Below are 15,320 nucleotides of genomic sequence, written 5' to 3'. Positions count from 1 at the left end.
TCTATATTGAGAAGGAAAAAAAATGAAAAAAATATCTAAAAGAATAGCATGTTTTTTCATTTTATTTTTATCTTTTTATATTGCCTCTCCCTCAATCGATAGATCATTGCTAGTGTGCTGTCCTATAGATATCTTCGCAAATAAAAAATTTCTCATAAAGCACACTGAAGGGGTATGGGGAAGAGACTTGAGGCTGTCTGAAAAGTCTGGACAGCCTCTCTTGAAGGGGGACTTAAAATACCCCCTTTATAACCCCAAAAGAAAATTAAATTTTTTATCTTTATACTCAAATTTTATCTTTGGAGAGTTTGAGAGGAAATCCTCTCAAAGGAGGGGCTGTCTCCTTCTTAGACAGCCCCTCTGCTCAGCGAAGCGTCTAAGGAGATCTTTCTCCCATAGGGAAGGTGTCGTGTCACAAAGAGATAACGATAGATATTTAGGTGACACGACACCAGAATGGGCTTATAAAGCAAGAATTGCCGGATACGCTGTTGAGCCTGATGAGGGCGATAAAGAGATTGATGAGGCTCTTGAATCCTTTAAAGAGCAAAATGTGAGTGTGCTCATTGCCGATTGTCCAATCGGCTGGGATTATTCAGCCTGGCATGATGAAGATGAGTTCAAGAAAAACCTGAAATTAATAAAAAAAGTTGTTGAAAAAGCCCATGAGAAAGGTTTGAAAGTGGTCTGGTATCTTACAGGGCTTGAGGTAACTGGTAAAGGAAGAGAACCATCAAAGGAAAATCCTGATTGGATGCAGATTTCAATAGAAGGAAAGCCAATTGCCTTTAATGATATTTCCTCTGAAGAGGAACACTGGCTGGAGAAAGGAGAATACGATGCATGGCTTTCCCCATGTTCTCCCTATAAAGAGTTCTATTTAAAAAGAGTGGAGGAGATAGTAAAAACTGGAGTGGATGGAATCTGGAATGATGTAGTCTATCTTCAGCATTCCATAGGTCATCATGAAAATCTATGGCCTTCCCATGATGCTTACAGCAAAAGAAGATTTAAAGAAGAAACAGGGTTTGAAACTCCAAGGAAGGAGAACTGGGATGATTATGTATGGAGAAGATGGATCCTGTGGAGATATGAAAAAATCAAGGGATTTCTCGTAGAAATTAAAGAAAAAGCCAAAAGAATCAACCCTGAAATTGTAGTTTTTGAAGAGAACTGGAATGGAGACTCTCCTGGGTCTACTCTTTATGCTAATGATCCAGCAATGTTCTTTGACGTAAAGGATATCTATACTGGCCATGAAGTATCAACAATCGGGGACAGGGTGGATCTGGGAGAGAAAGGAATGAAAGAAGCATCTCTAAAAGAATGGGTAGCCTTTTCCACAATGATAAAATTTGCCAGGGCATGCGATGGAGAAAAACCCTCATGGATTTTGACTTATGGTTATAAACCTGACGATGCTGAAAGAATGGCAGGAATAATTATCTCCAATGGAGCAAACTACTATGAAACTCAAGGGCCTTCTATGGCTGAAACAGTAGGAGATGAATACAGGGAAAGAATTTTTTCATGGATAAAGGAGAATGAAAAATATTTTTATAAGTCCAGGTCCATGGCTGAAGTGGCTCTCCTCTATTCTTCAAGAAGCAGAGATTTTGGAGATAGAGGAGAAGGTGATTTCTATGATATAGTGTGCTGCCCCATAAATATCTTCTCAAATAAACAATTTCTCATAAAGCACACTGAAGGGGTATGGGGAAGAGGCTTCCCCATGTCTGGGGGGTGCTCAGCGAAGCGTCTAAGGAGATCTTTCTCCCATAGGGAAGGTGTCATGTCACAACAGAATAACAAAAGGTGTTTAAGTGATATGACACTAGGTGATTCTAAACATTTTAAGACTTACAGGGAGACTTCCTTTTATCTTCATAGAAATTTCATCCCATTTGATATAGTTGTGGAGAATGGCCTTTCCCTGGAAACCCTTTTAAAATACAAATTTCTTATTCTTCCTGAGGCCAATTATCTCGAAGATAATACTATTGATGTTATAAAGAAATTTACTGAAAAGGGAAGAAAGATAATAATCATTGGAGAAAGTGGAAATTATGATGGTATTGGAAATCCTAGAAAAGAAAATCCATTGAAGGACTTAACCAAAAGGGAACTTAAAGATATTAATTTTTCTCCAATAAAATTTAAAAAAGAATATAAGGTAATCGCTGAGCTTAGAGAGGGAAAAGATTTTATTTGTTTTTCTGTGGTGGATCTTGATAGGAAACCTTTAAAGAACATAGAGGTAGACCTTTACATCCCATTGAAAGTAATAGAGGTTTTGAAAAAATCTCCAGATGGAAAAGTAGAGAAAATTAAATTTTCATCTGATAAAGAGAAGATATCTTTTATAATCCCGGAAATAAAAACTTTTGCCATTATAATTTTGAAGACGAAAGAAGATGAAATACAAATTAAGAAAAATGAAAGGGCTTCCGAAGAGAAAAAAGTTAAAAAACCTAAGAGAATATTCGGAACTGTGTTAAGAAGGCAGGGAGAAAGAGAGATTTCCTTTGGGACATCCTATGATATTTTGGGAAAGACAATAGGAACCAGTGGTGAAATTTCTTATACATCTTCTTTCAGAAAATGGGATTTAAATGTATACAGTTCAGGTTTCTATGACATAGGAGGGGAAATCAGCTCTAAAGAAAGGAGCGAAGCGGAGTTTATTGCCGAGGCGGATTTTCCATTAGGTCCTGCATATTTTCTCTACACAAATCTTGGAATATCTTCCACCAAATCCCATCATGCCCAGGAAGGTTTTCTCAGTTTAGGTATCGGTAAGAATATAGTTGGATTTTGGGAATTCTATGGAGATATGGAATTGTGGAAGCCTCTAAGACCTTCTAATTCTCCTTTCTTCGAGATGATGCTCGGCACAGGGATTCAGAAGCTTACTGGTGATTTCTTAATCACTCTTCAGGCAGAGAGTTCTTTTCCTATGGAGAATTTTCGAAAACCAGGATATTCCATTAATGTTGGATTTTCTTATTTCTGGAAAATATTCGAATTCGGTGTTTTTTCAGAATTTAACCATGACCCTGAGAAAGGCTCAAATAGCTCCCTCGAGATATTCTTATGGATAGGATTTTGAAAAATCAAAGTCTCCTATTTATGTGCAGCGGGTCCAGCCGCAGTTTATGCAGATAGGACATTTTTCATCGGGAAGCGATGCACCGCAGATTGGACACTTCAAAGCATTAAGGTCTTTTCTGCCCTGAGTTTCCACTTTTCCTATATGGCGTTCAAGAACCTGAGCAATTGCATCCGGAATTGACTGAACAAGGTGCCCATTGTGGAATATGGGTTCTGAACCACCTATTCCTTTTAATTGACTTATAATCTCTTTTGGTTCTATGCCGCTTCTGAGACAGAGCGAAGTCAGTCTTCCCAATGCCTCTGCGTCTGCCATAGTGGAATATCCGCTTTTTCCAATTGATGCAAAGACTTCAAAGGGTTTTCCCATAAAATATGTTATCGTGATGTATAGGTTTCCAAATCCAGTTTTTATTTTGTCAGTTACTGAATAGAGTGAATCTGGCCTTTCCATGGGAGCAAGCTTTTTTCCTTCAGGAGGTGCTTCTTTGTAGAGAACCTGTTCAGCCCGACAACCATCCCTGTATATCGTAACACCTTTAACACCCAGGTCATAAGCAAGCATATACGCCTTTTCCACATCCTCTTTTGCCGCAGAATTAGGGTGATTAATCGTTTTACTAACGGCGTTATTGGCAAAACGCTGGTAGGCTGCCTGCATTCTTATATGCCATTCAGGTGAGATCTCATGGGCGGTAATGAAATAATCAGGCAAAGGTTTATCCGGATTTTCTTTTTTCCATTCTTCATATAGTGGATGGACATCTTTAATTTCTGAATCGATAATCTTTGATACCATTTCAAATGCATATATTGGTTCGATCGATGAAGAACATCCTGCAATTCGCGATATTGTGCCAGTGGGAGCAATCGTAATAGTCGTTGCATTCCTCATCTTTTTCCCTTTATAGATGGATTTGTCTATGTTTGGAAAGTTACCTCTTTCCTCTGCTAATTTCTCACTTGCTTTTAGTGATTTTTTAAGGAAGAAAGAAGCTATCTTTTCAGCCACTTCAATTGCTTCTTCAGTATCATATTTTATTTTCATCTTTATAAGTAGGTCAGCAAACCCCATTACTCCTAATCCAATCCTTCGGTTGCTTTTTGTCATGTATTCAATCTGGGGAAGAGGATACTTATTTACATCAATTACATTGTCCAGAAATCTGACAGAAGTGTTAATAACCTCTTCAAACCTTTCCCACTGAAATTCCTTTTTCGATTCATCCCAGAAGTTGGCTAAATTAATCGAGCCGAGGTTACAGGATTCATAGTCATGTAAAGGCTGTTCACCGCAATCCAATGATATTAAGCCATTTGTTATAAAACTCAATGTTATGGGCTCTGTAAGGTCATAAACTTCTTGCTTCCCTGTATATTTAATCTCTTTAACCTGATCTTCAAATTTATCAATTTTAAATCCATATTTTTTAATTTTTTCAATTTTATTTTTTTGCTTATTTAATAGAAACCCTATTTTATTTAAATATCTTTCTATGCTTTCACAAGCGATGTTTAACTCATAAAGAACTCCATCCAATCTATAGGATTTTTCTGTTCCTTTTTTAGTAATGTAGTTGAACCCAATCCTTTCTTTTCTGTGCCTTGGGTAAATTTTTGACCGTATTCCTAAGTTGAGGAGAAGAATTTGAATTCCTTTAAGAAGTTTTTTAGATTTTGATGTAAGTCTAGCATATTTATCTTTGATTTTTTCATTAAGTCCTATCGTTCCATCTGCTGAAAATAATCCTTGTAGAAACCCAATTACGGCATCCTCTGTAGCTGTGAAAATACTTTTCGGCACTTCTTTTTCTTCAGCCTTGACCGACTTAACCCCTAATTTTTTAAAATATTCCACAAAATACTTGGAATGATATGAGAGATGTGTCACGCCATTTTCTCTCGTAACTTCCTTTATTTCTTCACCATACATTTGATTTAAAATCGGTTTAAGATAATTTAGAATTTCACTATCCTTCTTAGAAAATGAAAACCCAACTCTACAGTTTTTATCTCCATCTCTAAGCCAGCCATCTCTAAGCCAGCCATCTCCGACAAGCCAGCCAAGCACCTGACCGAGTTCCTTTGACCATTCCCGAGGAAAATTGTATCTGTAAATTCTTCCATTATCACCGAGATATATATTGTCGAATTTAAATGGAAGCTTAGAATTCTCGTTGAACTTTCCAGAACCTGATTGGATTAATACCTTGTGATGGCCTGGTATGATATCTTTTAGAGCTATCCAGCCTTCTGGGGTTAAGAATTTATGATCTTCAGTAGCTTCCACCTCATATCCTGATTCTGTTATTAACTTGAATGTTTCCTTGATACCTGTTTTCCAGGCTTTAGTGATTCTTCTCTGAGAAATTCCTATTCCCTGGGAAATTTTCATCAATCCATTTGAAGTCCAGACTTCGATTGGAACTCTATTATCTGTGCTGATGTAAACAGATTCCCTTGTGGATCTTTCAACAAGTTCTTTCATTTTTTCTAACCCTTTTTCTGTGGATATGAGAGTCTCTCCAGTAACACAAGGATTGGTGGCTCGGATTTCTCCTAACTCTCTTGTTGAGTTTAATTGGTTGATTCTGTCGATGAAGACAAGACCCGGGTCTCCTATCATCCAGGCAGATTCGACAATCATGTCGAATATTTTCTTTGCGGATTTTTTCTCAACAATTTTTCCAGTATGGGGATTAACAATTTCATATTCTCCATTATTTTTTAATGCTTCCATAAATTTATCTGTAATTGCTACCGATATATTGAAATTTGTGAGAGTTTTTCCATCGCGTTTCATTGTGATAAACTCCTCGATATCAGGATGGTCAACCCTCAATATCCCCATGTTAGCACCCCGTCTTGTATTATGGCTAACAAATCCATTTGCAATGTATGTATGATTTCCTGGAACTGAGAGATCTAACGTAAGAGATTTGCCTTCTTTTATAGCTTTAACCTTATCGTAAAACTGATTTTTGGTAAAAAGCAAAAAAAGTTTAGATTCTTTTAATTTAGTATGCTTTTCGATTAAATAGGCTAACCTTGATCGAGTCAAATTTCTCTGAGCAGAGATTCCTGGAAGATAGTGTTGAATGTCTCTGTATAAGTTTCTGTCAGCACCTCTACTTGTTCTTCCAGCGGAACAGCCTCTTCCTGTGTATCTATATAAAGACGCAACTAAATAGTGCTGATTAGGAATGATATCGTTGAATTCCCAAGGTTTCAGGTTGATATTTTCTAATCTTTCTTTTTTTATTATACTTGTGAATCCGATTAATTCTCTGAATTTGTTATATCCTTCTAGGGTGATAATTCTGAGTCGCCAAATGGGATTTTTTCCGAAGCTATTGTTTCTGTCTTCCTGAGATCTCTTTTTTGAAGGAATTCCAAGACTGAGCAGTAACATTTGAACATCATCTATCAACCCCTCGGACACCGATGAGATTTCTACATAACCCTCTTTCGAAATTGTTCCGTCTGCATCGAACAATCCTCTCAAAAATGAAGCAGCATTTTCTTTCGTTGTCTTAAAAATAAATTCAGGAATTCTTGCTTTCAAAGCATTTTCTTTCTTTACCCCGATAAGATCGAACCATTTCTCAAGTAAATTACTTTGAAAGATGAGCTTAATACTTTTATCATTTTGTTTTTGCTCAATTCTTCCATCAATTCCAAATTCCTCTTTCATAATATTTTCATAGTGTTCTTTTAAATCAATTTGGGAATGAGAAATTGAAAGGATTAATCTTCCATTATGAAAGCATCCATCTCCAATAAAATACCCAAAAAGTTCGCTTAAATTATGATTTAGTTTTTTAGGTATTTTAATTTTCTTTGAATTGCAATGAGGTTGTTCAATGAATTCAGGAAAGTTGAAATCATTTTCAAAGTATGAATTTTTCTGTAAAACTGCCCAATCACCCTCTTTTAACTCCTCCATTTTTTTCCATACATAATTTCCATTCTCATCAATCACTCTAATTCTATGGTTAAAAGTAGCTGTAATATGGTAGCCACATTCTGTTATCACTGTCTTAACAGGAGCGACACCATTATTGTAAAATTCATCTGTTTCTCTTTCACCTTCATCAGTCATAACTTTTATTTTAAGAGGATACCAACCAGGTTTGTCTTCGGGTCCAAGATTTTTTATTTCAACAAAGCCTTTTTCTGTTGAAATTCGGGTTTCAGGAGCAACGCATCCTCCTTGCTTAACTGCCTCTGTGGCTGCGTCGATGACCTTCAAGAACGAGATAGGACCTGAGGCAATTCCCTGTGTTTTTCTAACAAAACTTCCTTTGGGTCTCAATCTGCTAAAATCAAAACCGGTTCCCCCACCTTCTTTATGAACAAGAGCAGCATTTCTTACAGTTTCAAAAATAGATGCAAGGGAGTCTTCTATCGGTAAAACAAAGCATGCACTCAGACACATATCTCTTCCTGCTCCTGTAAGAGTAGGGGAGTTTGGCATAAAATCTTTATTTATCATTATTTCATAGAATTTTTTCTCCCAGAATTTTCTCAATTTCTCACTTTTTTCTGCCTTTGCTATGTACTTTGCTATTCTTCTGAAAAGTTGCTCAGGGGTTTTTTCGATTAATTCTCCATTTTCATTTTTCATAAAATAACGGGCTTTTAAAATCCTTAATGCATTCTCAGAAAAGGAAACAGGTTTTGCCATTTTACCTCCTATTATCTCAATTTATTGTGCTTTTTTAATTTATACCACAATATTTAGTATGTCAAGAGATTTTTTATTTTCTTCAAAAATTATTTAACTAATACAAACGAATTAAATAAATTGACATGTAGGGCAAGGCTTTAGCCTTGCATTAAGCAACCCCCGAATCAACCCATGAAATAAGTTCAGGGCAAGGTTTGGGGCAGGCTCTAAAGGGTTGCCCTACAAATTATTTATTGCTTTTATATTAATTGATTTTTATTGATTTATGACGAGATTCGCTAAAATAATTGCTATTTCTTTCGTTATCGAACATAAAATCAGGAAAAATTCTCATGATTTCTTGACAAACGCTGAGTAATTCTTTAAGAAAAACTTGGAGTTTTATGATAAAAAAGGAGGGTTTTATGGACATAATTAAGAAATCTGCAATTTTCTTTATCGCTCTTTCTATGGTTTTGGTCGCGGGTGAGAAGAAAAAGATGCCTGAAAACCCTGTTGCTACAATTATTATGAAGGATGGTTCCCAGATGGTAATAGAGCTATATCCAGAAAAGGCGCCAAATACAGTAAATAATTTTATCGACTTGGCAAGGAAAAAGTTTTATGATGGACTAACGTTTCACAGGGTGATTCCCGGGTTTGTGATTCAGGGTGGCGACCCTATTGGAAATGGTGAAGGAGGGCCATCGTACAGCATTAAGGGAGAATTTAACGACATTCCCTTTGAAGAAGGAGTTGTTGGAATGGCAAAATCCTCTCATCCTGACAGTGCGGGAAGTCAATTTTTTATCACACTTGGACGAGCTTCCCATCTTAATAGAAAATACAGTGCATTTGGTCGAGTTATCAAAGGTATGGATGTGGCACACAAGATAGCATCTCTTCCAAGAGATAACAGAGATAAACCTTTAAAGCCTCCTATTATAAAGAGTATAACATTAGATTTGAAAGGAAAAGATTTTCCAGAGCCTCAAAAAATCACACCTCCAATTCAATAAGGATAAGGATTTGATTTTGCACAATAAGGCTGGATATAATTTAATTTGTTTTGGAGGAGGATTTATGAATTTATATCCAAAAAGTAAATCAGGATTATCCACGGGTTTGGCGTTAATTCTATCAATATTTTTAATAAGTCTTTATTCATCTCAGAATGGAAAAATTCTTTTATATAAAAATCCAGAACTTTTTATGGAGAATAGAGTCGAAGAGTTGTTAAAGCGGATGACCTTAGAAGAAAAAATCACTCTTTTGAGCGGCAAGGGATTTGAAACCAATCCCGTTGAGAGGCTGGGCATTCCTTCCATAAGAATGTGTGATGGGCCTGTGGGTGTGAGATGGGATAAATCTACATGTTTTCCTTCTTCAATCGGAATGGCGGCAAGTTGGGACACCGAATTAATAAGCAGAATCGGTTGGGCTATTGCAAGAGAAGTCAAAGCAAAAGGAAGACATATGTTATTAGGTCCCTGCATTAATATTAATAGAGTTCCCATGGGTGGGAGAAATTTTGAGAGTTTTGGAGAAGATCCTTATCTGACTTCTCGATTGACTGTCTCTTATGTAAAAATTGTTCAGGAGCAAGGTGTTATTGCAACTCCTAAGCATTATGCATGCAATAATCAAGAATGGGAAAGACATTCAATAAATGTTAAAGTTGATGAAAGAGCTTTAAGAGAAATTTACCTTCCTGCTTTTCAATCTGCTGTTGAAGAAGGAAGGGCTTGGTCAATTATGGCTGCCTATAACAAGGTAAATGGCTTTCACTGCACTGAAAACAATCACTTATTGAATGATATTCTAAAAAATGAGTGGGGCTTTGAAGGATTTGTTGTCTCCGATTGGGGCGCAACTCACAGCACAATAAATGCGGCAAACTTTGGGCTTGATTTAGAAATGCCTGAGAGAATTTACTTTGGTGAGGATTTATTAAAAGCCGTTAAGAGCGTGGAAGTAAAAGAATCGATAATCGATGATAAAGTCAGACGGATATTAAGAGTGATGTTCTTAGTTGGGCTATTTGATGGAAAGTCAAATCTGGATAGAGGAGCCCTTGATACTAAGGAACACAGAGAAATTGCTTTACAGGCAGCAAGGGAAGGGGTAGTTCTTTTGAAAAATGAGAGAAAGATTTTACCCATAAATATCGAGAAAATGAAATCAATTGCCGTAATAGGTCCGAACGCGGCAATCAATAGACACGGAGGTGGCGGTAGTTCAGCAGTGAGTCCGTTTTATTCGATAAGTCCCTTAGAAGGCTTAAAGAAAAAGATCGGCAATGATGTAGAAATTAATTACTCATTAGGATGTAAACTTGAAGATGAAATTTCCCCGAAAGAACTTTTTATTGATGCTGTGACTACTGCAAAAAAATCTGATATGGTCATTATATTTACAGGGCTCTCAAATCAATTTGAAAGTGAAGGCTTTGATAGAAAAGACTTAAATTTACCTGAGTGTCAGAATGAGTTGATTGAGAAAATTTCTGAGGTCAATAAAAATGTCGTAGTTGTGTTAAATACCGGTTCACCTGTTTTAATGAACAGATGGATAGACAAAGTTTCAGCTGTTGTCGAAGCCTGGTATCCAGGGCAAGAAGGGGGGAATGCAATAGCAGATATTTTGTTTGGGTACTATAATCCATCGGGAAAATTACCGGTAGCTTTTCCATTACGCTGGGAAGACTGTCCAGCGTATCTTACTTATCCTGGAAAAGATGGAGAAACGTCTTATTCAGAGGGAATTTTCGTAGGTTATCGTTACTTTGATAAAAAAAATATTAAAACTCTTTTTCCTTTTGGTCACGGTCTATCCTATACTACTGTTGAATATAATAATATTGAAATCTTTCCAGATGCTATTTCAGATGATGAAGTTGTTAACGTAAAAATTGATTTAAAAAATTCAGGCAAAATAGAAGGCGCTGAGGTAGTCCAACTTTATATAAGGGATGTGGAATCAAGCGTTGAAAGACCTTTTAAAGAATTGAAGGGATTTAAGAAAGTTAATCTGAAGCCCGGAGAAACAAAAACGATAAGCTTCACCCTGGAGAGAAAAGCAATTTCATTTTACGATGAAATCAGAAAGGATTGGGTAGCTGAACCAGGAGAGTTTGAAGTATTAATAGGGAGCTCCTCGCAAGATATAAGACTTAAAGGCAAATTCGTGCTAAAATAATGGATTTGGATTTTGTATTGAAATCAATCCAAATAAATTGTTAAATAAAAAGAGATGCCGATGTAGCTCAATGGTTAGAGCGGCTGATTCGTAATCAGCAGGTTGAGGGTTCGAATCTCTCCATCGGCTTTGAAAATCCTTTTCTGATAAGCTTTTCTGTCCTTCCTCGGTTTTTGTCAAAATAGGGTAAAGTGAGCCAAAATCGAAATTTTTTTGTCCAGATTGGACAAAAGAGGGACAGACAAGATATTCAATCAGAAGCTGGCAGAATATCTGATCTATTATAACACTAAGCGAGAGCACAAGTCGGTGGGGAATAAGACACTGATTGATTATCTAATTGAGACTTGACATATGTCGCAAATGTCTTTAACTTATACAGAGATTTGACTAAAATAAATTTTTAGGATATAAAAATAAAAGTCGAAGAAAAGGAGGTTTAAGATGATTGGGATAGATTTCATTAGTTTTCTTACTTTATTGGTTATCAGCTTGGTTGTCTCTGCGATTTTGCATTTTGGTTTTAAGTATTATGTCAGGCCAGGGTTAGTATCCTTTTTCTCTAAGGTAATCATTGGGTGGTTCGGGGCATGGTTAGGTTCACCTGTATTTGGTCATTGGTGGGAAGGCTTAAATTATAAGGAAGTATATATTATCCCCGCAATTCTTGGCTCTTTAGCAATTCTGATTTTTGCAGTGGATCTGATTAAGAGTAAGGCTTTTGCTTCTAAGAGCGGCGAATAATTTTTAGATTTGACTTTTCTCCAGCTTTCATTTTAGGGCTGATAATTGAATTCTGGCTCCAATGTGGTTGGGATTTATCTCAAGAGCTTTCTCAAACTCGGACTTAGCTTCTGACTTTTTACCTTTTCCTAAATATCCAAGGCCGATTAGATAATGAAAATTTGCTATTCTGGCCATTTCAGATTGTTTTTCTCCAAATTTTGCAAAATAATCAAGAGATGGGCTGGATTCAAGTCCTTCTCTTCCGAATTTAATCAATCCATCAAATATCTTGTTTGCTTCATCTTCCCGACTGAGTTTTCGAAATGCCAGTCCCTGATAATAGGAGATCTCTGACCAACCATGTTTTTCAGCCACTGATTTTTCATAAAACTCTTTTTCTTTTCTTTTTTCGCCTAAAGCTTCATGAGCAGTTCCGATGAAATAGAAGATTTGAGAAGACCTCCCATCTCGGTATGGTTTTCCCACCTCTAAATTTTCAGGGTATTCAAGGGCTGCTTCATAATCTTTGAGAGCTTGAAAATATTTTTTTTCCTTAAATTTTTTCTCTCCTCTCAGTAAATGGGCATCGACATATACATCATGAATCTTGCCCCCGCCTTCCCATACATGGAAATGATGAGTTTTCAGTAAATCGATAGCCTTATCATATTTTCCTAACTGAACATAAAGAATGATTTCTCGAGAAAGAGCATCGTCATGTTTAATGATTGTTTTACGGTTTTTTTCCATAAGTTCCATTCTTTTCTCAGGAGATACTCCTCCTGCTTCGTAGAGTAAGTCTAATTCGTAATAGAGTCTTGGGTCTTTATTGTTACAGGAAACTGCCTTTTCTAAACTTGTAATAGCTTTTGGAATATTATTGTGGATTCGAGCATAAGCTAAGCCTAAGTTTCGATGGACAATTGAAAATGTGTCGTCCAAATTCCTGGATTTTTCCCATTCCTTTATTGCATTTTCTGGTTGAATATCGTAGAGGAGGTTTCCAAGATAATAGGGAGCTCGAGCATCCTGGGGGTTTTTCTTCGAAGCATTTTGAAGCACATCCATTGATTCCAATCGAAAGGGAAAACAGTAATCAGTGAGCATCATGCCTCCGAGCTGATAATATCTAAGAGCTTTCTCTATACCTCCTTTTTTCTCCCAGAAATAACCAAGATAATAGTAAATCATCGGATAAGTCCTGGGTTCTTTTTTATCTGAGTCAATAAGCCTTGAAAGAATTTCGATTGCCTCATCCAAAAAACCACAATTTCCATAGTCAACAGCCAATTCCAGATAAGACTGAACATTTTCTCTCATGATTTCCTTCAAGACTTTCATTTCTTTGGAAGCTTCGTTTTCCAATCCTATCATGGATTTTACAAGATAGAGCTCATTTCCTGCCCAGAAATCTAATGGGTCTATCACGAGAGTCTGGGAAATTATTTTTTCTGCTTCTTCAAACTGTCCCATTCTTCTAAGCACCGCAGCCTTTAAATTTAACGCTTTTGTGTTTAAAGCATTGGTAGAAATGGAACGGTTGAGAAATTCTAACGCTTTTAAAAAATCTCCTTTTTGACATGCAAGTTCTGCCAGGGAGTAATATCCCGCTGAATGCCACGCATGACTCCATGTGGCTTTATAAAATGTCTCATAGGCAGTCTCATATTTTCCTTGATACTTCAAAGCTAACCCTAAATAATAGTAGGCTTCCATATCTTTAGGGCTTGTATAATTTTTTGTCATTCGGTTAATCGCCCGATTGAGCTTTTCCTCTGCTTCTTTAAACATTCCTCTTTTGCAAAAAAGAATTCCAAGGGCAGTGTTGACTCGATAATCATCAGGGTCTCTTCTTAATGCCTCCTCATAATAAAGATATGGTTCTAAAGCTGGATTGTGAAATTGCTCAAGACGCAGTCCAGTGAGATAAAGCTCCTCGATTGTTTTTATGTCTCTAGGCGTAAGCGGAGGTTTCACCACCTCTGGCTTTGGGGATTTTTCTTTTTTAACAGGTCTATAAGTAATTAATTCTTTATTTTCTGAAGAAAATAAAGAAAGTTGTACGTCTTCTTCTTTTACTCCGGAAGGGAGGGCAATTTCTCTCCAGAAGGGCTTCTCGGGATTTACAGTTAATATTTTTTCAAAGATTACTTTCTCTCCCGCTTTAAGCAATACTTTTGCATCTTTGTATTCTGATGTTGTGTTAAATCCTATCTTCGCAATATTCTCTGGAGTTATCTCTAAGTTAACAGCAGCCTCCATGTTTGCATTTTTTACACTGCCAATTTGCCTAATTGGGTACCAGTACTGTTTAAAAATTTTAACCTCGTACGGTTGTATCCAACTGTAATCAGGTTGATTATCTGAGTAAGCTCCAACCATGAGCTCCCCATAAGGGCCATCGGCTTCGGTTAAGATTTTATCCCACATTTTTCCCTGGGGACCATTTCCCCATTCCCAGAATTTCTTTCCAGGGACGATGTTATGGTCAGCCACATGCACAACACCTGCTTTTTTCCCATGGTCATATCCTGCTAAAAAATCCTCTTTACTGTTCCAGGCAAAGAAAGATGTCGGAGCAGGGTGGTTTTTCCACCAGCTGATGTCCACACCGTTTGTATAATCGACATTGTTAAACACACTGTATGAAATTGGCCACTCTGAAAACTGATTTTTTCCGTGAAAAGTTACATACTCCGTGCTTGGCGGGAAGATTACCTGATATTCTGAATTCGCATGGACAGCAACATTAGCCCAGTACAAAAAAGAATGGGCGAAAGGGGTACGGTTAAAAAGTTTAACAGTAACTTCTACATAAGACTTATCAGGATAGAGAGTTATGCCAATCACCCATTTCATTCTATGTCGAAGTTCTATTTCTCCTACACAAATGGTCTTACTGCCATCAGGGTTTTCTTTTAATGTATAGTCAACTGCCATAAAGGTTGTGGCTCTGTGATGGTGGGGAAAATTCCACTCCACACCACCAGAAATCCAAGCACCGAGCATGCCTATAAGGGCAGGTTTAATCACATGCTGATGATAGAAGAAGTCATAATTATTCGTTTTATCTACAGCAGAAAAAATTCTCCCACCTATTTCAGGAAGAACACAGAGCTTTACATATTTGTTTTCCAGATAGATTGCATTGTAAGTTTTATTCTTACGGACATCAGTCAGCTTATCCAATAATGGATAAGGGTAAACAGGACCCTTGGCTCCCTGGTAAGCTCTTCCAGTATAAAAAATAGGATTTAAATCAGGCTCGTCTACTAAATAAGTTGGAATTATAAGATGCTCTTTCCATATTTTTACTGGAGATTTAGCCAAAACAAGAACTGAGGGACTGATAAGGATTATTCCAATCAGTAAAATTATCGTCAGGAATTTATTACTTTTCATTTTATTCCTCCAATAATCAATTGAAATAATTGAATCTAGTGTCGTGTCACCTAAATGCCTTTTGTTGTTTTGATGTGACACGACACTTTCCCTATGGGAGAAAGATCTCCTTAGACGCTTCGCTGAGCAGAGGGGCTGTCTAAGAAGGAGACAGCCCCTCCTTTGAGAGGATTTCCTCTCAAACTCTCCAAAGATAAAATTTGAGTATAAAGAT

General features: G+C 36.9%; 6 protein-coding genes and 1 tRNA gene. 5 read left to right on the top strand and 2 right to left on the bottom strand.

Annotated elements, in window-relative coordinates:
* Nucleotides 1–22: 22 nt before the first annotated feature.
* Nucleotides 23–3,109, top strand: a complete 3,087-nt coding sequence (locus AB1410_08065; GenBank protein ID MEW6456647.1) for a family 10 glycosylhydrolase — start codon at nucleotides 23–25, stop codon at nucleotides 3,107–3,109.
* 18 nt (nucleotides 3,110–3,127) lie between these two features.
* Here AB1410_08065 and AB1410_08060 read toward each other — a convergent pair whose 3' ends face one another.
* On the bottom strand, nucleotides 3,128–7,798 hold the full coding sequence (locus AB1410_08060; protein ID MEW6456646.1) for an LAGLIDADG family homing endonuclease: 4,671 nt from the start codon (nucleotides 7,796–7,798) through the stop codon (nucleotides 3,128–3,130).
* Between the two features lie 482 nt (nucleotides 7,799–8,280).
* Here AB1410_08060 and AB1410_08055 point away from each other — a divergent pair, with 482 nt between their 5' ends.
* The 4 genes from AB1410_08055 to AB1410_08040 all read left to right on the top strand — a co-directional run bounded on the left by AB1410_08055 (nucleotide 8,281) and on the right by AB1410_08040 (nucleotide 11,722).
* Complete coding sequence (locus tag AB1410_08055; GenBank protein MEW6456645.1) at nucleotides 8,281–8,799, top strand: peptidylprolyl isomerase; 519 nt, start codon at nucleotides 8,281–8,283, stop codon at nucleotides 8,797–8,799.
* Nucleotides 8,800–8,863: 64 nt separating this feature from the next.
* A complete protein-coding gene (locus AB1410_08050) occupies nucleotides 8,864–10,978 on the top strand; it encodes a glycoside hydrolase family 3 C-terminal domain-containing protein (GenBank protein ID MEW6456644.1) in 2,115 nt (704 codons plus the stop codon).
* A gap of 56 nt (nucleotides 10,979–11,034) precedes the next feature.
* A tRNA-Thr gene (locus AB1410_08045) sits at nucleotides 11,035–11,107 on the top strand.
* Nucleotides 11,108–11,422: 315 nt separating this feature from the next.
* Entirely contained in the window at nucleotides 11,423–11,722 is a 300-nt protein-coding gene (locus AB1410_08040; protein MEW6456643.1) for a hypothetical protein, read from the top strand.
* 27 nt (nucleotides 11,723–11,749) lie between these two features.
* On the opposite strand, the gene AB1410_08035 is transcribed toward AB1410_08040, so the two are convergent.
* The gene (locus AB1410_08035; GenBank protein MEW6456642.1) at nucleotides 11,750–15,106 is read right to left on the bottom strand and encodes a DUF5107 domain-containing protein; all 3,357 of its coding nucleotides are present in this window, start codon (nucleotides 15,104–15,106) and stop codon (nucleotides 11,750–11,752) included.
* Nucleotides 15,107–15,320 lie beyond the last annotated feature (214 nt).

The sequence above is a fragment of the Acidobacteriota bacterium genome (genome assembly GCA_040756905.1).
Lineage (GTDB): Bacteria > Acidobacteriota > Aminicenantia > JBFLYD01 > JBFLYD01 > JBFLYD01.
This window is presented reverse-complemented; position numbering and strand designations above follow the sequence as displayed.